Source organism: Mycobacterium sp. DHQP2018-32-09, assembly GCF_058148405.1.
In genome coordinates this window covers 1-16,766 of the sequence record NZ_JBYVYK010000079.1, presented here as the reverse complement: position 1 = coordinate 16,766, position 16,766 = coordinate 1, and the positions used below count along the sequence as shown (strand labels likewise).

The 16,766-nt window shown below is 69.8% G+C and carries 15 protein-coding genes and 2 pseudogenes; 2 read left to right on the top strand and 15 right to left on the bottom strand.

Annotated elements, in window-relative coordinates:
• Together AC30CM_RS25700 and AC30CM_RS25695 are read left to right on the top strand one after the other, a co-directional pair.
• Positions 1-485: pseudogene (locus tag AC30CM_RS25700) on the top strand (hypothetical protein); the annotation flags it as partial.
• The gene (locus AC30CM_RS25695) at positions 482-832 is read left to right on the top strand and encodes a YbaB/EbfC family nucleoid-associated protein (RefSeq protein WP_490119740.1); all 351 of its coding nucleotides are present in this window, start codon (positions 482-484) and stop codon (positions 830-832) included. The pseudogene AC30CM_RS25700 and the gene AC30CM_RS25695, both read left to right, overlap by 4 nt.
• 22 nt (positions 833-854) lie before the next feature.
• Here the strand turns inward: AC30CM_RS25695 and AC30CM_RS25690 are convergent, their stop codons facing one another.
• The 15 genes and pseudogenes from AC30CM_RS25690 to AC30CM_RS25620 form a co-directional block, all read right to left on the bottom strand.
• On the bottom strand, positions 855-1,688 hold the full coding sequence (locus tag AC30CM_RS25690) for a hypothetical protein (protein ID WP_490119739.1): 834 nt from the start codon (positions 1,686-1,688) through the stop codon (positions 855-857).
• Positions 1,689-1,700: 12 nt separating this feature from the next.
• On the bottom strand, positions 1,701-3,230 hold the full coding sequence (eccD, locus tag AC30CM_RS25685; protein WP_490119738.1) for a type VII secretion integral membrane protein EccD: 1,530 nt from the start codon (positions 3,228-3,230) through the stop codon (positions 1,701-1,703).
• A complete protein-coding gene (locus tag AC30CM_RS25680) occupies positions 3,227-4,633 on the bottom strand; it encodes a MinD/ParA family ATP-binding protein (protein WP_490119737.1) in 1,407 nt (468 codons plus the stop codon). Before AC30CM_RS25680 ends, eccD begins: the two co-directional genes overlap by 4 nt.
• 122 nt (positions 4,634-4,755) lie before the next feature.
• Complete coding sequence (locus AC30CM_RS25675; RefSeq protein ID WP_490119736.1) at positions 4,756-5,043, bottom strand: WXG100 family type VII secretion target; 288 nt, start codon at positions 5,041-5,043, stop codon at positions 4,756-4,758.
• A 33-nt stretch (positions 5,044-5,076) separates the two neighbouring features.
• On the bottom strand, positions 5,077-5,379 hold the full coding sequence (locus AC30CM_RS25670; RefSeq protein ID WP_490119735.1) for a WXG100 family type VII secretion target: 303 nt from the start codon (positions 5,377-5,379) through the stop codon (positions 5,077-5,079).
• A 95-nt stretch (positions 5,380-5,474) separates the two neighbouring features.
• On the bottom strand, positions 5,475-6,734 hold the full coding sequence (locus AC30CM_RS25665) for a PPE family protein (protein ID WP_490119734.1): 1,260 nt from the start codon (positions 6,732-6,734) through the stop codon (positions 5,475-5,477).
• 69 nt (positions 6,735-6,803) lie between these two features.
• Positions 6,804-7,100, bottom strand: coding sequence for a PE family protein (locus tag AC30CM_RS25660; RefSeq protein WP_490119733.1), 297 nt, complete (start codon positions 7,098-7,100; stop codon positions 6,804-6,806).
• A 150-nt stretch (positions 7,101-7,250) separates the two neighbouring features.
• Complete coding sequence (eccCb, locus tag AC30CM_RS25655) at positions 7,251-9,023, bottom strand: type VII secretion protein EccCb (protein ID WP_490119742.1); 1,773 nt, start codon at positions 9,021-9,023, stop codon at positions 7,251-7,253.
• Positions 9,024-9,082: 59 nt separating this feature from the next.
• Complete coding sequence (gene eccCa / locus AC30CM_RS25650; protein ID WP_490119732.1) at positions 9,083-11,308, bottom strand: type VII secretion protein EccCa; 2,226 nt, start codon at positions 11,306-11,308, stop codon at positions 9,083-9,085.
• Positions 11,308-12,780: a type VII secretion protein EccB gene (gene eccB, locus AC30CM_RS25645; protein WP_490119731.1), complete on the bottom strand. Its 1,473-nt coding sequence runs from the start codon at positions 12,778-12,780 to the stop codon at positions 11,308-11,310. Before eccB ends, eccCa begins: the two co-directional genes overlap by 1 nt.
• Before the next feature lie 16 nt (positions 12,781-12,796).
• Positions 12,797-14,518 carry a type VII secretion AAA-ATPase EccA gene (gene eccA, locus AC30CM_RS25640; protein WP_490119730.1) on the bottom strand — a complete coding sequence of 574 codons (1,722 nt, stop codon included), beginning with the start codon at positions 14,516-14,518 and terminating at the stop codon, positions 12,797-12,799.
• On the bottom strand, positions 14,511-15,020 hold the full coding sequence (locus tag AC30CM_RS25635; protein ID WP_490119741.1) for a YbaB/EbfC family DNA-binding protein: 510 nt from the start codon (positions 15,018-15,020) through the stop codon (positions 14,511-14,513). The genes eccA and AC30CM_RS25635 overlap by 8 nt, the downstream gene beginning before the upstream one ends.
• Before the next feature lie 140 nt (positions 15,021-15,160).
• Complete coding sequence (locus AC30CM_RS25630; protein ID WP_490119729.1) at positions 15,161-16,015, bottom strand: ESX secretion-associated protein EspG; 855 nt, start codon at positions 16,013-16,015, stop codon at positions 15,161-15,163.
• 2 nt (positions 16,016-16,017) lie between these two features.
• Positions 16,018-16,335 carry a type VII secretion target gene (locus AC30CM_RS25625; protein WP_490119728.1) on the bottom strand — a complete coding sequence of 106 codons (318 nt, stop codon included), beginning with the start codon at positions 16,333-16,335 and terminating at the stop codon, positions 16,018-16,020.
• A gap of 27 nt (positions 16,336-16,362) precedes the next feature.
• Positions 16,363-16,766: pseudogene (locus AC30CM_RS25620) on the bottom strand (hypothetical protein); the annotation flags it as partial.

Genomic DNA, 16,766 nt, shown 5'->3' with positions numbered 1-16,766 from the left:
CCGGGGGCGGGTCGCCCGCCGGCGGCGGTGCCGGGGGGATGCCGAGCCTGCCCGACCTCGGCGGCGACGAGAAGCCGTTCGAGATGCCCCCGCTGGACGATCCCTCGGTCAACCCGGCCTCGGCCGGAGGCGGGTCCGGTGGCGGTGGTGCCGGCGGCGGCGGTGGCGGCGGCGTGGGCCCGATGCCGTTGCAGCCCAACGTCGGAAGCGTGTCGGTGGGTCCGCCCGCCGGTGGCGCGGCGGTACCGGGCGCTGCGGGTCCCACCGGCACCGGCGGTCCGGGAGGCACCGGCGGCATGGGCATGGGCGGTGGCATGCCCATGCACGGCGCCAACCACGGTCAGGGCGGGCAGGGGGAGAAGAAGCGTTCTCCCGGCCTGACGCCCGACGAGTCGCTCTACGAGGAGGACCGGGCATGGACGGAGGCCGTCATCGGAAACCGGCCACGCCGCAAGGACAGTGGTGAAGGCAAGGACGCCAAGTGAGCGATGACATGCATCCGCAGGTCGCTGCCGTGCTGCAGCAGGCCCAGTTGTTGCAGTCGCTGATGGACGATCAGCTGGCGAAGATGAACCACCAGACGTTCTCCGCGATGGACGAGGCGCAGACGGTCGAGGTGACCCTCAACGGGCACAGCTGGATCACCGACGTCTACATCAAGGACGGGACGTTGCGACTGGGCGCCGAGGTGGTCGAGGCGCGCGTCAACGAGGCGCTGCAGAAGGCCATGGCCGATGCGGCGGCCTCCATCGACGCCGACCGTGAGCACATCGACGACGTCGTCGCCCAGATCACGCGCAACGCCGAGGAGAACGCCCGCCGGTGGTCCTGAGCGGCGCTCTCACGGGACGGCGCTAAAGGTCGATCGACGGATCCGGCGCGGCGTGCCGAGGCGCGCTCGGCCGCTGATCGGGGACGGCCGGGTGCGTTGGCGGCGGCTCGACGGGTGCGCGGCCGCTGGCGTGCTTGCCTGCGGTCGCGTCCTGGCCGGTGCCCTCGGGCTCACCCTTGCCGGGTTCCTCGCGGTCGGCCGGGCCGGCCCCGACGGGCGTCGCCTGCGACCCGTCGGCCCCCTTGCCCGCGGCTCCCACCAGCTGCGTCACCTGCTGCATGCCCTGCTGAACTCCCTGGCCGACGCCCTGCATCGCCTGCTGCGGCGCCTGCGCCACCTGGCCGAGTAGCTGCATCGGCGTTCCCATCATCTGGCTCATCTGGCTCAACCCGCCGCCGGCGCCGCCCAGGGCCGCGCCGCCAGCCGCGCCTGCCGCCGCACCGGCACCCGCCGCACCAGTACCCGCGCCACCGACACCCGTCGCACCGGCACCCGCCGCACCGGCACCCGCGCCACCGCCCCCACCGGCGGCACCGGCCGCCTGGTCGAACTGGTGTTTCTCGTAGGCGGCGGCCAGCTCGGCGTCGGTGGTCTGATACTTGCCCGCAGCCGACACGATGTTGGCCGCGGTCTCGGATGCAGCCTTCTTCACCGCAGGTAGGCCCTCGATGATCGGCGTCTCCAGCGACGGCAGCTTCGCGGCGATCGCCTGCGAGATGGCGTCCTGACCGGTCACCGCGAACGGTGCGGGCGGCTCGGGCAGCGCTCGGGCCGACGTCTCCAGCTGAGAACCCAACTGGGACAACAAGTCCGTGTCCACGCGGAGCACGTCACCCGCCGCACTGCCCACCGTCATGTCACACCTCGCCTAGAACCGCAGATTCCGGAGCACGTCGTACACGCTGGCGATCCACAGCAGCAGCGGGATCACCGCCGCGATGGCGACGCCATCGAGGAGTTCGAGGATTCGCTTGGTCACCGGCGACACGCGGCGCACCCCGTCGGTGGCACCGATGGCGATCATCGCCAGCACCGCGACGCCGCCATAGGTGGCGAGCACCAGCCACGCCGATTCCGGGTACCACGTGCACAGCCGCACTGCCACACCGGTGGGGATCACCGCGGCCGTGGTGAGCAGGGCCCAGGCGCACCAGCGTTCGGCGTAGAGCCGCGACCGGAACCCACACACCACGGCGACCAGACCGGCCACCACCAGGCTGTGCACGAAGAAGTGCCCCTGGACGACGACGCTGATCGCGCCCACGGCGAGCACCAGGGAACCGGCGCCGACGAAGCCGATCAACAACTGCTTGGCCAATCGGCTGCGCTCGGTCAACCGCGCGGCGGACTCCGGCACCGACGCGATGATCGCCTGCCACGTCGGCGTCTCCTCGTCCGTCGGGTCGGGTGCCGAGACCGGGTCGAGCAGTTCGTCGTTGTGCACGGTCTCACCCGGCGCCGGGATGGGCGGCAGCGCAATGCGTGCCACCGCCACCGTGAGCTTGGCGGCATTGGTCACCACGATGAGGCCGAAGGCGATGGCGCCTGCGGGCACCCAGTAGGACCAGCCGTAGCCGTAGGCGACGGCCGCCGCCGTCACCGCGACGGCGGCGACGGCCAGGAACGACGCCAGTTCGGCCCGCTGGCGGGGGCCGCCGCGGGTGGCCAGGACCAGGAGCAGCAGCACCACACCGGCACCGGCCACGTTCGGCGCGCCGAGGTCGGTGACGCCGCGGGGCAGCGGAACCGCGAGCGCGGCCGCGCCCGTCAGCAGCGGGATCGACGCCACCAGCAGGCTCTCGCAGAGGTCCAGGTTCTGATATCGCGTCTTGGCCGTCATGCTGCCCCCGAGGACGGCCAGGCCCATCACGCCGAGGGCCACCGTCCACCACCAGCTCTGACCGGTGGCGTCCCACGCGCGGATCATGCCGAGCGCCATCACGAGGGCGAACACGGGGATCGCCAATCCGACGAACCGGTTGAGCGCGGAGCGATCGAACTCCGGGGACTCGTCCAGGACCGCGATCGCGTCGATGACGTCCTCGACCAGCGGGCGATACCGTTCGGTGCGGCTGACCGACACCAGCGTCAGCAGGGATCCGTCGACGACGCCGGACTCGTCGAGGGACTCGGATCCCTTCAGCGGCGGCGCTCCGGGCCGTGCGAACGCCCAGGACCCCTGGGCCTTGAAGTCGAAGCCCGCCAGCACGTCCTTCGGCGTGTCCTCCAACAGGTCACCCAGGATGTCGACGGTCTCGTCGATGTAGCTCTCGATGGGTGCGACCGCGGGCAGCACCAGATCGGTCATCCGCTTGCCGGTCAGGATGGTGACGCGGGTGGTCGCCGGGCGCTTCGGCGCGGTGCCCGCGGAACTCGGTACTGCCGCAGTGGTCGTCAACGCCGCTCGAGCCGGTCGAAGTCGTCGGACAGTGCCGCGGCGAGTTCGATGATGCGCCGCCGGAACGTGTCACCCAGCAGCTCGAGCTGGATCTCGGTTCCGGCCGCGATGTGCTTGTCCCACGGGAGGACGATGACGCGACCCGGTGGAACGTGGCGTTCGAACTGCTGCACCAGGTCGTCGACGTCGATGTTGGGCTTGCCGGGCACCACGTGGTTGATGACGACGCACGACCGGCCCAGGAGGTCCTGGTATCCGTTCTGGCGCAGCCAGTCCATGGTGGTGGCCGCCTGGCGGGCACCGTCGATCGACGCGCTCGCCACGATCACCAGACCCGACACCGTCGACAGCACGCCGCGGGCACCCGACTGGAACAGGCCCGCACCGCAGTCGGCGAGCACCAGGTTGTAGTAGCGCGAGACGATCGCGACGGTCGCGTTCCAGTCCTCGTCGTTGAACTCGCGCCGCGCGGCGCTGTATTCGTCGGAGGACAACACCTCGAGGTTCGAGGTGTTCATGCTGGTGTAGGCGCGGATGTCGTTGTAGCGGGCCAGGTCCTTGTCGGACAGCAGGTCGGCGATGGTGGCGGCCGACTGCCGGCCGGCGCGGTCGGCGAGGTTGCCGCCGTCGGGGTCCGCGTCGACGGCCAGGATGCGGTCACCACGGACCTTGCTCAACGCCGAGCCCAAGGCGACCGTGACCGCGGTCTTGCCGACGCCGCCCTTGAGGCCCAGCACGCCGATCTGATACGAGTCGCGGGCATTGCGGCGGATCCGTGCGAACAGGTCCAGCTCGTACATCTCGTCGGGTGACAGCCCGACGTTGATGCGGGTCAACAGGTAGAGGAACCGCCGCCAACCGCGCTGCGACGGCATCTTCACGGCGGAGCGGACGCCGACGTGCGAGAGCGCGTCGATGGCCCGGGTGCTGCCCATCGAGGCCGCCGACGTGACGGCGGGTTGACCACCGGTCCACGTGTTGGGGTCGGCGGCGTGGTCGAGGTAGTGCTGCGAGGGCGGTGGCGGAGGCGCGGACCGAGGCGCCGGCGCGGGCGCCGGGCGCGGCTGCTCGTACCGGGCGCCGGGCTGGCCCTGCCCCTGCGGGCTGCGCATCATGCCGTTCGGCGCCGCGTGCTGGGATGGGCTCGGCATCCGCGTCGGCGGCAGCTGGGTGGTCACCTCGGTCTGCCGTGGCGGCGGCACCGCACCTGCCTGGGTCGCGGTCGGGGCGACCGGCATCGGGTCCGCGGCGTCGTGCCGCGTCGGCGCCGCGGACTGTGGAGAGGCTGCCGCTGATGCGGCGAGTGCAGCCTGCACGGCCTTCGGGTCGACGGTCGTCGTCTCGTCCTCGCCCGCTTCCGCGGCTTCTGACGAGTGGAAGAGCCGGTCATAGTCGGCCGACATGTGCACCTCTCAACGGTTGATACGACTCTTCGGTTGCCCAGTGGCGGGGCGCGAAGTGAGGTGGGCGAGGTGAACCGGCACGTGCCGGAGTTCCTCGCCCACCCTCGCGCTTCGACGGGTTGTTACGCGAACATCCCGGTGACGCCGGCTTCGGTCTGCGCCATCGTCGCACCCGCCTCGCTGATGGTGTGCGACAGGTTCTGCAGTGCGTTGTTGAGTTCGAGCGAGGCCTCGTCCCAGCGCTGCTGGACACCCTGGTAGGCCTCCGAACCCGAGCCTCCCCACACCGCGGCCAGCGAGGCCAGCGAGCCCTTGCCCTCGTCGAGCAGGCCGGCGGTGGTCGCCACGGCCCCGTTGATCTCGCCGGCGCCACCCTCGATGCCGGCAAAGTTCCAAAGCTGTTCACCCATGTCAGTTCTCCGTTTCGGTCGTGTTCGAGTGGGTCAGATGTTCATCGCGGACGACAGCGCCGAGGTCTGATCCTCGTCGGTCGACGTGTACTGCGTGCCGGACTGGTGGATGTTCTGCGAGATGTCGTTCAGCTGCTGGATCTGCTGCTGAGCGGCCTCGTGGAAGCGGACCAGCGCGGCCTGCGCAGCCTGGCCGGCCTGGCCGTGCCACTGCCCGGCCAGCGAACCCGCGGTGGACTCGACCTGGGCGATCACGCCCTTGAGCTCACCGGAGATGCGCTCGAAGTTGCTGGCCTCCTTGGCGAGGACAGCGGCATCGGTATTCATCTGTGCCATCGGTGTTTACCTTTTCTCTTTTCCTGTGTCCTCACCACGGGAAATGGCGAGTCCTTCCGCCCCCTCGGAACGGGAAGTCTTGTCATGGCGACCGGTCACCAGTCGTCCTCGTCGTCCTCGGCGAGGTCTTGCGTGAGCGGCGACGGTGCCTGCAGCCCCTGCTTGTGGCCGCCGCCGCGTTTGCGCTCGCCCACGTGCCCCATGGGTCCACCGGCACCCGCGCCGCCGACGGGGGCCACACCCGTGCCGCCGGCACCGGAGCCGGCACCCATCGGCACCGTCGTGGTGCTGCCGACCAGGTTGGCCATCAGCGGTGTGCGCGCCATGGAACCGCCCATGCCGGGCAGCGAGGCCGCACGCACCAGGCCCGCGCCCGACGCCGGCCCCGAGCCGCCTGCGAGCGGGTGGTTCGAGAACGGGCTGGCACCGATCAGGCCGATCTGCGCCGGCTTGGCGTTGCCCATCCCGAACATCGACGAGACCTGCTGCAGCGGGGCCGTGAGCTGTTGGAAGCCCTGCGACACCATCTGGGTGCCCTGCTGCGGCGCCTGCAGGGCCATCTGGGCCAATTGCGTGCCCACCTGCATGCCCATCTGCGCGCCCTGCTGCGCCGCCTGCTGCGTCTGGTTCTCGGTGCGCTGCGCCTGACCCTGCGTGCGCTGCTCGGCCATGTTGACCTGGCCCGCCGTGCGGCCCGCCGTCAACGCCACCGATTCGAGCTTGGCCCGCGTGCTCACCGTGGTGATGGACAGGTTGCGCACCAGGGCACCCGGCGCCATGGTGGCGATCTGCGCCGACGCCGCACCCGCCGCGGCCTCACCGACACCGGGTACGACGGCCGGCTTCAGCGGCATGATGGGCTCGAAGGTCGTGTTCAGCGACGTCTCCGCCTGGTAGGCGTCCATCGTGAACGCGGCCTGGTTCCACATCCGCACGAAGTAGTCGACCTCGTTGGCGACGATGGCCCCGGTGTTGACGCCCAGGAAGTTCGTGGCGTTGAGCACCGCGTTGGTGACGTGATTCTGCTCGATCTCCGGGATGGGCGGCGTGGCCGCCATCGCCGCCGACCACGCCGTCGCCTGCGCGGCGGCCTGAGCGGCTCGCTTCTGCGCCTGCAGTGACGTGGTGCGCAGCCACAGGATGATCGGCATGGTTGCCGAGACCGCCCGTTCGGACGCTGCACCCGACCACGTGCTCTGCAGGGAGACGAGGCTGGCCGCCAGTTCGTCGGCCTGGGTCTCCAACAGGATTGCGAAAGCTTCCCAACCGGCGGCAGCCTGCAGCATCGGCGCCGGGCCGGCACCGAGCATGAGGCGCGCGGTGTTGATCTCCGGCGGCATCGCATGCCAGAGCATCGTGGGAATTGCAGCAATGGCAACCATGATTTGCTGGACCCGTTTTTACTCGCAGAGTTCCTGTTGTTATTACGACAACACGGCGGCGTTTTCGCCGTCGATCGTCGTGTAGATCCCAGTGGCCTCCGCATAGGCCGCGCCGGTGCGGGAGAGTTCCTCCTGCGCCATCGCGTTGAGAGCGAGCGTCTGCATGCCCTCCGTGGCGAACGCCATGGCGGCTTGGAGCGACACCTCGTCGGCGCCGGCCGGCATAAGTGCAGTTACCTCGGCAGACGTGGCCGTACCGCCGGCGAGCCCGCGGGCTCCGTTCGCGACGACCTGAGTACCGATGCTGGCCGCGGCAGTGTTGTGGGACAACGGTTGCATTTTCGTGATCTCCTTACCGAATCCGAACCGAAACGACCCGAATGGCCGACGAATCGGTGGAGAAACGCGATATGACGTAAGTCGCCACGAGATCCCCCGATCCGTTTGCTAGCGGCTACCGCTAGCGTTGCTGAATGACTGGTACGAATATTACCGGCGTTCCGGGGGTGCTGCGAACACTTCTTCTTCCGGTGGATCGACGTAGGGCGCCTGGATGACTTCCTTGCCGTCCGGGGACACCAGAAATGCCTGGCCAGGAGGCCGCCGCTTGAGCTTGATCTCGCTCGACGGGAACTCCGTCTTCTCGCCCGAGAGGAACATCGTCGGGGACCCCGCCCCGAACGCCGCCCCCACGAACTTGTCCATGGTGGCCCGGTGCGCCTGGCTCATCTGACACGTCACCACGATGTGCAGCCCGATGTCGGCCGCCGCAGGCAGCAGCGGCGTCAGCGGGGTCATGGGCGGGATGGCGCCACCCGCGGCGACGATCATGTGCCAGTCGTCGACCAGCAGCACGATGTCGGGCCCCTCCCACCACGACCGCGCCCGCAGTTGGGCGGTGGTCAGGTCGGGTGGCGGCAGTCGCTTCTTCAACGCCAGCGCCAGCGCCTTGATCGACTCCTCGAGCGTCGCGTTGTTGCGGTTGACCGCGCCTGCGGCCAGCAGATGGCTCTGCGGCACCGCGTCGAGCAGGCCCGAGCGGTAGTCGGCCAGCATGAACCGCACCTGGGAGGGATCGTTGCGGGCGCAGATGGCCTTGGCCACCGCGTGCGCGATCGTGGTCTTGCCGGACTTCGGCGCCCCGAAGATCAGCATGTGCGGCGTCGTGTGCATCGGGTTGTAGGCCACCGACAGATCCGCCTCGCGCAGGCCGATGGGCACCGTCCACCGGGTGCGGTAGTCGCTCTCCGGCCCGGGCGGATGGGGATCGAGTTCGTGTAGGTAGACCCGTTCGGGAAGCACCCGCACCTGCGGCGCCTGCTCGTCGTAGCGGGCGCCGATCTGCTGCACGGCCGTCGAGATGGCGGGCACCAGGTCCTGCGCGCTGTGCACGCCGTCGAGGCGAGGCACCCCGATCATCAGGTGATGCTTCTCCATCGACACCGCACGCCCGGGGCGGTTCACCGGGATCTCCCGAGTGATGCGGTCGATCTGGGTCTCGTTGACGTCGCCGAGCCGGAATTCGACCTTGGTGCCCAGGTAGTCGCGCACCCTGGCCTTGAGTTCGGTCCACCGCGGCGTCGAGATGATGGTGTGCACGCCGAACGCGAGACCCTGACCCGCGATGTCCTGCACCACCGCCTCCAGGTCGGGGAACTCCGCCACGAAGGCCGGCCAGCCGTCGATCACCAGGAAGACGTCGCCGAAGGGGTCGGCCGAGGCCGGGTGGTTCGGATCGTCGCGCAGTTGCCGGTAGGACGCGATGGACCCCACCCGGAACTCCTTGAACGTCGCCTCGCGCTGACGCAACACCGCCTTCATCTCGGCGACGACGCGGTTGACGCGGTCGGGCTCCGACCGGGTCGCGACACCGCCGACGTGGGGCAGGTCCTCCAGGTACATCAGGCCGCCGCCGCCCAGGTCGATGCAATAGAACTGCACCTGACGCGGGGTGTGCGTCGCCGCGGCGGACAACATCAGCGTCTGGAGGAACGTCGACTTGCCGGTCTGCGGGGCGCCGCCGACGGCGATGTTGCCGCCCGCCGCGGACACGTCGATGCCCCAGACCTCCTGCCGGTGCCTGCGCGGTTCGTCCATGATGCCCAGGCCGAATCGCAGCGGCTGGCCACGGTCCCTGGCCACCAGCTCGTTCACCGGGGTCGGGTCGGTCAACGGCGGCAGCCACATCCGGTAGGCCCGGATCTCGCCGGTGGTGAGCTGATCGAGCACCACCTCGCGCAACACCCGCTGCTCGGGATCCATCGTCGTCGGGCGTGGCCGCCCCGGCGGCGTCAACGGTGGCGGGGTGAGCGGGGACGCGGTCACGGGACCATCGCCTCGGCCACCGGGGCCGCCGTGAACGGCCGGATGCGTACGCGACTGGCCACCGCGTGGCGTGGCGACGAGTCACCGTTGTCGGACTGCGCCGCGGTGGGCACGTATGGCTCACCGGTGTAGATGCTCTTGAACTTCACCGGGTCCTCCATGCCCACCCGCAGGAAGCCGACACCGCTCTCCTTGTTGGTGATGTACTGCGCCTCCGGTGTCCCGATCACGGCCTTGGACTCCGCGGAGCTGGTGGTGCGCAACGCGATCCGATACGTCAGGTTGGGTTCCAACTTGTCGATGCGCACGCCGCCGGTGTTGAGCGACTGGGTCGCCAACAGCAGGTGCACGCGCAGCGACCGGCCGACGCGGCAGATCCGGTCGAACAGCTGGATGAAGTCCGGGTGGTTCTGCAACAGTTCGGCGAACTCGTCCACCACCACGAACAGCGTGGGCAGCGGCGGCAGGTCGGCGCCCCGCTCGCGGTGCTTCTCGTACTCGGCGACACCCGAGAGCGCGCCGGCCGCACCCACCTGGATGCCGGCCTGCCGCAGGATCGACTGCCGCCGGTCCAGCTCGCCGGAGAGCACCTCGCCCATGCGGCTGACCAGCTCGGCCTCCTCCTCCATGTTGGTGACCACGGCGGCGGTGTGCGGCAGCTTCTCCATGCCCAAGAACGTCGAACCGCCCTTGAAGTCGGTCAACAGCAGGTTGACCTGGTCGGGATGGTGCGTCGCGACGAGCGACAGGATCAGCGTGCGCAGGAACTCCGACTTGCCCGAGCCCGTGGTGCCGATGAGCATGCCGTGGGGGCCCGCCCCGAACTCGGCGCCCTCCTTGATGTCGAGGTACTGGATGTCACCGGTCTTGAGTTCGTGGCCGAAGGGGATCTTGAGCCGGTCGCGATCGGTGTCGGTGAACATCCGCCAGCGGTTGGGCGTCACCTCTTCGATGGTCTGGGCGCCGACCAGCTGGTGCCACTCGGTGGCCACCTTCTTCTGGACGCGGGTGCTCTTGTCGATGATGGTGCCGGTGATCGACCATCCCGCCAGCTTGCGCGCGATCCGGTTGGCCTCGCCCGCCGACATCGTGTCCGACTGACTGGTCACCAAGCGGAAGGTCTGGTTGGGCAACCGGTCGTCGGCGGTGCCGTCGGCCGCCACGCGGATGCGGTAGGCCGATCCCCGGTGGTTGCCCAGCGTGATCACCGTGACGCCGGCGCGGCCGTCGACCGGGAACCCCGCCTTGCCGCCGGTGAGGTCGACGACCACCACGTACGGCCCCGCGGGAGCGGAGTCTGCGGTGTGCGGGCCGCGGGCGGTCAGGTCGGCCAGCCCGTCGGGGCGGGTGTAGATCAGCCGCGTCGCGCCCGCGGCGTCCGTGTCGGTCTGGTGTTGCGTGTGCGGCAACCACTTCAGCCACGACCAGCGCGGGTCCTCGGGATCGTCGGTGAGCACGCGGATCTGCAGCAGGTCCGGCGGATGGAACACCGCGAGATGACAGATCATCGCGGTCAGCAGTCCCTCCGTGTCGCCGTCGCCACCCACCGCGATGGTCGGGAACGTGCGCAGCTGAACGAGTTTCGGGCAGTCGTGGATCAAGCCGTGCGTCCGCAGGAACTTCGTCACCCACATGTGGCTCACCGGCTCCAGATGCGGCTGGGGCGCTGCCTGCGGACCCGCCAACTCGCCCCCCACCGCCGGCTTCAGCAGTCGGTCGACGGCGGGCTCGGTACCGAGTCCGATGCGCACGGCGGCGTAGAAGTCCGACGCCGTCTGGCGCGACCACTGCCGGTGCGTGCCGATGAGCGACAGCAGGTCGTCGGGATGCGGTGCGTGGTAGTTGAAGAACGTCACCTGCGCGGCGGCCGACGACGTCACGCGGTTGCGCAGCCCGGCAAGGTAGCGCAGGTACTCCTTGCGGTCGGCGTTGATCTCCGGGACCTTCTTGCCACCGGGTCCGCCGCTGGCCATGAAGCCGACGGTGCCCATGATCATCATCAGCGGCATCATCAGCATGTACGGCGAGAGTTGCCGCACGCCGGTGAAGATCATGATCGAGATCATGCCGATCATGCAGCCGCCCATGATGTAGGGCAGCGCCTTCTGCATGCCCGACGGCGGGATCTCGATGCCGAGATCCTCTGGGGGCGTGACGTTGATCTCGCCTGGGGTCAAGCGCGGCCCCCGCTTGATGGTCGGCGTGAACTTCTTCGTGGTCATCAGCCGCCTCCGGTGTTCGCCGCGGGTTGCGCGCCCTTGCCGTCGGGAATCTTGCGCGGGTTGGGATCGGACGGCAGCGTGTCGTGCTCGAGCAACGCGGCCTCCTTGGACAGCACCGGGCCGTCCACGAGCAGGCTCACCACCTGCCACGGCGCGGTCAACGGGCCGTACAGCCCAAGGGAATTCGCCGTCTCCTCGTTGGGCAGTCCGTACCGGACGCCCTGCGGGTCGATGTAGTAGAGGCTCTCGCCGTACCGCGGGTCGGGTGACTGCAGCCGGACGTATTGGCCGCCGTTGATGAACACCGTGGCGGTGCCGTCGATCTGCTGAATGCCGGTGTTCAGCGACGTCGCCGGGATGGGCAGTTTGCGGCCGGCGATCACGGCGGTCTTCGGAGCCGTGGCCCCGGCCTCGCGCTGCCACGCCCAGCACAGCGTCGGCGTGTCCTGTCGCTGCATCATGTCCAGCGGCTGATCCGGCAACGGTGACACGTAGACCTGCTCGGCGATCTTGGCGACATCGCTGGATTCGATGGCGGGGGGCGCCACCAGGCCATAGGAGTTGGCGGCGCGCAACGCCGCCGCGGTGGTGTCGTTGATCTTCGCGACGCCGTCGGGCAGCACCACGTAGAGCTGCTCCCCCTGCTCGGTGACCGTCTTGAACACCGACCCGTTCACCAGGTTCGGCGGCAGGCCCAGACCGTTGGGCGCGCCCGCGGCGATGATCTGCGGCAGCATCCACGGCCCGACGTTGGGCAGGGCGTTGAACAGTCCCTGCGAGATGGGCGTCGCCTTGGCGGTCACCGGGATGCCGACCGCGGAGGTGACCGCACGGTCGGACAGGTCGATCGCATGCCTGCCGCGGTCGGTGACCAGCCAGTCGGCGCCGTCGTAGCTGACCAGCATGCCCTGATTCGGACGCATCGCCCCGACGGACGCGTCGGTGATCAGCGGTAGCACGATCACCGACGACGCGATCGTCGGCGCGATGCTCTCGGCCTTGGTGACGGTGTCGCACAGCGTCCACGTCGACGACCCGACCGGGGCCACCGGCGTGGCGTACGGGGCGCCGGGAATGCCGATGGGCTGGCCCTTCGGCATCCGGTTGAGTTCGTCGGACTTCACCGCCGACGGCGTCCCGGGATTGCCCAGCACCAGGCGGGCCGAGGTCAGGTTGTAGACGGGCCGCAGCTGCTCGCTGTTGGGCATGACGATGTAGAGCTGGTTGGTGGTGCGATCCACCAGCAGCGTGTCACCGCCGCGCTTGCCGAGCGGCTTGAAGTACGCCAACAGCGCCGCGCCCAGGCACACCAGGACGGCGACCACCACACCCGCCATCACCGCGCGGCTGTAGAACTGCAGCGGGTCGTCGAACATCCGGGTGTCGCGGCGCACGATCGCGTGCTCGACGCGGCGCAGCAGGAAGCGCCACCCGCTGACCTGAACCTTGGTGGTGAGCCTGAATCCCGCCATCGACCGTCCCCCTGGCCTATTCGCCGATGTTCAAACGCGCGTGCACGGCGTGGATCGCCTCGGCCATGTCCTCCCCGCTGATCTCGCTGAGCTGCTCGACGCCGAGGCTCTCGAAGTCCACCGAGCGGGCCAGGCGCATGTCGCGGCACTGCTCACCGGCCTCGACGAGTTGGCGGGCGTACCGGCCGTTGCCTGCGATGTCGAGCGCGGGCTTGCCGCCAAGGGACCGCTGGCTCAGCAGCGTCGCCGCCTCCAGCGTGCGCTTGGCCGCCTCGTCGCTGAGCGCCGAATCATTGCTCACCGCAAGCACCTTGGCGATCTCGACGATCTCCTCGGGCGCGTAGGAATCGAATTCGACCCGCGTGGCGAACCGTGACCGCAGACCGTCGTTGCTCTCCAGCAGGCGGTCGATGTCGGCGCTGTAGCCGGCGATGATCACCACCAGGCGGTCGCGATCGTTCTCCATCCGCGCCAGCAGCGTGTCGAGGGCCTCCGTGCCGAACGGATCGGCCTGGCCGTTGCGCTCCTGTACCAGCGTGTAGGCCTCGTCGATGAACAGCACGCCGCCCAGGGCGCGGTCGATGGTGCGGGCCGTCTTCACCGCCGACTGCCCCTCGTACTCGGCGACGAAGTCCTTGCGCGACGTCTCGACGAGCTTGGGTTCGGCGATGACGCCGAGACCGGCGAGGATGTTGGCGACCACCCGAGCGATGGTGGTCTTGCCGGTGCCGGGGGGCCCGGTGAAGATCATGTGCTTGGACTGCTGGGCGACCTTCATGCCGCGCGCGGCGCGTACCTTGGCCATCTGCGTGGCCGCGCGGTAACGCTCGATCTGTTCCTTCACCCGGCTGAGCCCGATCTGGCGGTCCAACTCCGCCTGGGCCTCGGCGAGCAGCTTCTCCCGGCCGGAGGTGTCGGCGACGACGCTGCTGGGATCCCAGGGGTCGCGCCGCGACGCGATCTTCTCGGGAGTCGTGGTCACCAGCCGCTGGTTCGGATCCCGCAGGGCCGCGGTGACCTTCGGCTCGGGATGGGTGGCCTGCAGCCATTCCAGCAGCGCGATGGCGGACTCCTCGTTGCCCTGGCTGCGTCGCGTCATCGCCAGGTACCAGGCGATGGCCGTCGCACACGCTTCGCCCGCCGGTGACGAGTTGGCCTCCGTGAGCCGTCGCTCGGCCTCGGTGAACAGCCCCAGGTTGGCGGCCGCGACACCGTGCGCGACGCTCGCCGCGGCACCGAGGAACTTGTCGGGCCAGTTGCCCGCCCCCCGCACCTCGTCGATGACGTCGGTCCACCGTTCGGCCCCGGCGTAGACGACGGCCTTGATCCACGAGATGAGGTGTTCGGCGCCGGTGGCCTGGGCGTCGTCGAGCGCCTCCAGCGCGTCGGCGTAGTTGCCCCCGGCGGCCTCGTTGGCCGCGAATCCCAGCGTGATGGCCAGCGGCGAGTTCACCGGGTAGGTGATGTTGCCGAACGGCCCGCCGATCGACACGCGTGCGTTGACGGCGTTCATCGAGATCTCGGCGGCCCCGGCGAGCTGCCCGAAGTTGCCGCGGGAGAACCATGCCCGGAACAGCGTGACGCGGTCGGTGTCGCCGCACCGGATGCGACCCACCCACGCGTCGCAGGCCGTTTCGTCGGCCGACGTGATCTCGCTGAACAACTCCAGGGAACGCGCGGGGGAGGTGGGCAGCATGCCGACGGCGCTGCCGAACAGTCCGGCCAGGTGATCAGTCATGCTCACCTGCATACCTGTTCGCGAACACGGTGGCCCGTTCGGCATCCGCTTCCTCGGGCGACGGCAACCGCAGATCCCGGCTCAGGAAGTCGCGCGTGGCCGCGTCGTCGTGACCCTGTTGCCGCATGCCCTCGAGCATGAACGCGTACTGCGCCGAGCGGGCGTCCTGGGTCGCGAGGCGGGCGACCACCAGGATCTCCTCCGCGAGTTGCGCCTCGGTCATCGACGTGACCTTGTGATCGAGGTAGACGTGCTCGACACGGCCGTCGAGGAAGGTGGCCACGGTGACGGTCCCCGGCGGGTTGGTGACCTCGAAGCGGGGCACGACCAGTTCGTCGTCGGGATCGGCGTCGAGGTCGGCGAGCACACCTGCGCCGAGGTCGCCGGAGTCCTGGTCGCTCTTGGTGGCGTCAATGTAGCCGTCGACGGCGTCCAGCTCCGATTCGGCGTGGCCGTCCGAGTCGTACTGCCCCGCGGGCGCGGAGAAGTCGAGCGCCGCCAGGGCGTCATAGCCGTCGGGGTGCTCGTCGGGGTACTCGTCGGGATACTCGTTGGGATACTCGTCGGGATACTCGTCGTGCCCACCGACGTCGTAGGGCGAATGGTCGTCCACCGCGGGGTTGCCTCTCTCCGTCCGCTCCGTCACTCCCCGTAGGCGTCGGCCTCGGGCTTGTCGAACCAGCCCTGCGACGGCAGGAACTCCAGCAGCCCGTCGAGCGCGCGCTGCAGGTTCTCGGTGGTCCCCGGCAGGAACGACCCGTAGAGGTCCCCGTTGACGCGGCGCGGGATGGACACGATGCGGCCCTGACGCGAGTCCAGGACGCCTGCGGCGACGTCGGTGGCGGTGACCGTCCCCCCAGGGTGGCGTTCGACGGCCGTGATCTCGACCCAGCTGTCGGGGGCGGCGATGGCGTCGGAGTAGACGCGTGCCGACGTGGGCGCGATGCCGAACTCCCCCAGTTCCTTCGCCGAGGCCGCGTCGCCGAGCCGCTCGGCCATGCCGGTCAGCGGCTCGACGTCGGCGGGAGTGCCGTTGCCGAGCACCACCTCGACCATGCCGGCCAATCCCACCTGCGGCGCCACCCGCTGCAACACGATCAGATCGTCGTCGCGGGCGGCGACCACGTGCTTGTCGCCCTTGCGACACACCGCGAATCGCAGCATCTTGCCGCCGGCGTCGTTGCGCCACCACCGGCCCTCCAGGGCACGGTCGGCGCGGCTGAGCGTATCCAGCATGCCGGCGACCTCGGGGTGTGGCTCGCTGAACACGTCGAGCACGCCCTGGGCGACGAGGTCCCTCTCGACCTGCTCCCACACCAGGTCACGCAGCTCGGGGATCGGGATGTTGGGCCTGATGCCCAGCGCGGGCGGGAAGTCCTCGAGGTGCAGTTTGTCGGCGAGCAGCAGCAGCCCGTCGATGGTGACCTCGACGCCCACGACGTCGTCGACGTGCGTCCCGCCGTGGTTGGTGCCGTAGGACCCGTAAGACGCGGTCATCGTCACCTCGGCCGGATCTGGGCGTCGAGCAGCCCCGAACCGATCCGGTCGGTCTGGTCGTACTGCCCCGCGGCGGTGGTCAGGTTGTCCCCGAGCGCCGTCGAGGTGCGTTCCATGGCCGCGCCGGCGGCACTGCGTGCGTGACCGGCCGCCTCGACGGCCGCCGCGGTCGACCATGCGATGACCCCATGGCTGAACCGCACCGACGTGTCCACGCCGTCGGTGACCGCCGTCGCCGCGGCGATCTCCGCTGCCGCCTGCTTCTGCTTGGCCGCCAACTCGCGCACGTGCGCGGTGGCGACTTCCAGCTCACCCGCCATGATCCGAACCCCCTCGATGCCATCTTCCTACGCCCGGGCCGCCGACGGCGACCCGATTGCCACATCCCGCTCCACCGTAAACGTGACCGGCACGGTCACCCGCTCCGTTTCCGGGCCCAGCCGCACGTCGATGGGGGCGCGCTGCCCCACGTCCTCACCGGCTTCGGCGACCGGCACCGCAGCGGCGGGTGCGTCGGGCTTGCCGTCGCCGTCGGCGTCCTGGTCGACGTCCAGCACCCCGTCGCGGTTCTCGTCGTCCTCGGAGTCCGCGATGCCGTCGTGGTCGCGATCCGCCCCGGCCTCGGCGCCGCTGCCGTCGCCGTCCCTGCGCGCATCGTCCGCGGCCTCCCGGGCGGCGCGCTGGTCCATCGCCTGCTGGACCGCGGACTGCACCAGGCTGGCGAGTTGGGCGGCGCCCAGACCGGCGGCCG

Excerpts from the sequence above, each read along its gene's own strand:
- AC30CM_RS25680 (WP_490119737.1), bottom strand. The coding sequence starts at position 4,633 with ATGTCGGCCGACTATGACCGGCTCTTCCACTCGTCAGAAGCCGCGGAA.
- eccB (WP_490119731.1), bottom strand. The coding sequence starts at position 12,780 with ATGGCGGGATTCAGGCTCACCACCAAGGTTCAGGTCAGCGGGTGGCGC.
- AC30CM_RS25675 (WP_490119736.1), bottom strand. The coding sequence starts at position 5,043 with ATGGGTGAACAGCTTTGGAACTTTGCCGGCATCGAGGGTGGCGCCGGC.
- AC30CM_RS25670 (WP_490119735.1), bottom strand. The coding sequence starts at position 5,379 with ATGGCACAGATGAATACCGATGCCGCTGTCCTCGCCAAGGAGGCCAGC.
- eccA (WP_490119730.1), bottom strand. The coding sequence starts at position 14,518 with ATGACTGATCACCTGGCCGGACTGTTCGGCAGCGCCGTCGGCATGCTG.
- AC30CM_RS25690 (WP_490119739.1), bottom strand. The coding sequence starts at position 1,688 with ATGACGGTGGGCAGTGCGGCGGGTGACGTGCTCCGCGTGGACACGGAC.
- eccCa (WP_490119732.1), bottom strand. The coding sequence starts at position 11,308 with ATGACCACGAAGAAGTTCACGCCGACCATCAAGCGGGGGCCGCGCTTG.
- AC30CM_RS25660 (WP_490119733.1), bottom strand. The coding sequence starts at position 7,100 with ATGCAACCGTTGTCCCACAACACTGCCGCGGCCAGCATCGGTACTCAG.
- eccCb (WP_490119742.1), bottom strand. The coding sequence starts at position 9,023 with ATGGATCCCGAGCAGCGGGTGTTGCGCGAGGTGGTGCTCGATCAGCTC.
- AC30CM_RS25625 (WP_490119728.1), bottom strand. The coding sequence starts at position 16,335 with ATGGCGGGTGAGCTGGAAGTCGCCACCGCGCACGTGCGCGAGTTGGCG.
- AC30CM_RS25665 (WP_490119734.1), bottom strand. The coding sequence starts at position 6,734 with ATGCTCTGGCATGCGATGCCGCCGGAGATCAACACCGCGCGCCTCATG.
- AC30CM_RS25630 (WP_490119729.1), bottom strand. The coding sequence starts at position 16,015 with ATGACCGCGTCTTACGGGTCCTACGGCACCAACCACGGCGGGACGCAC.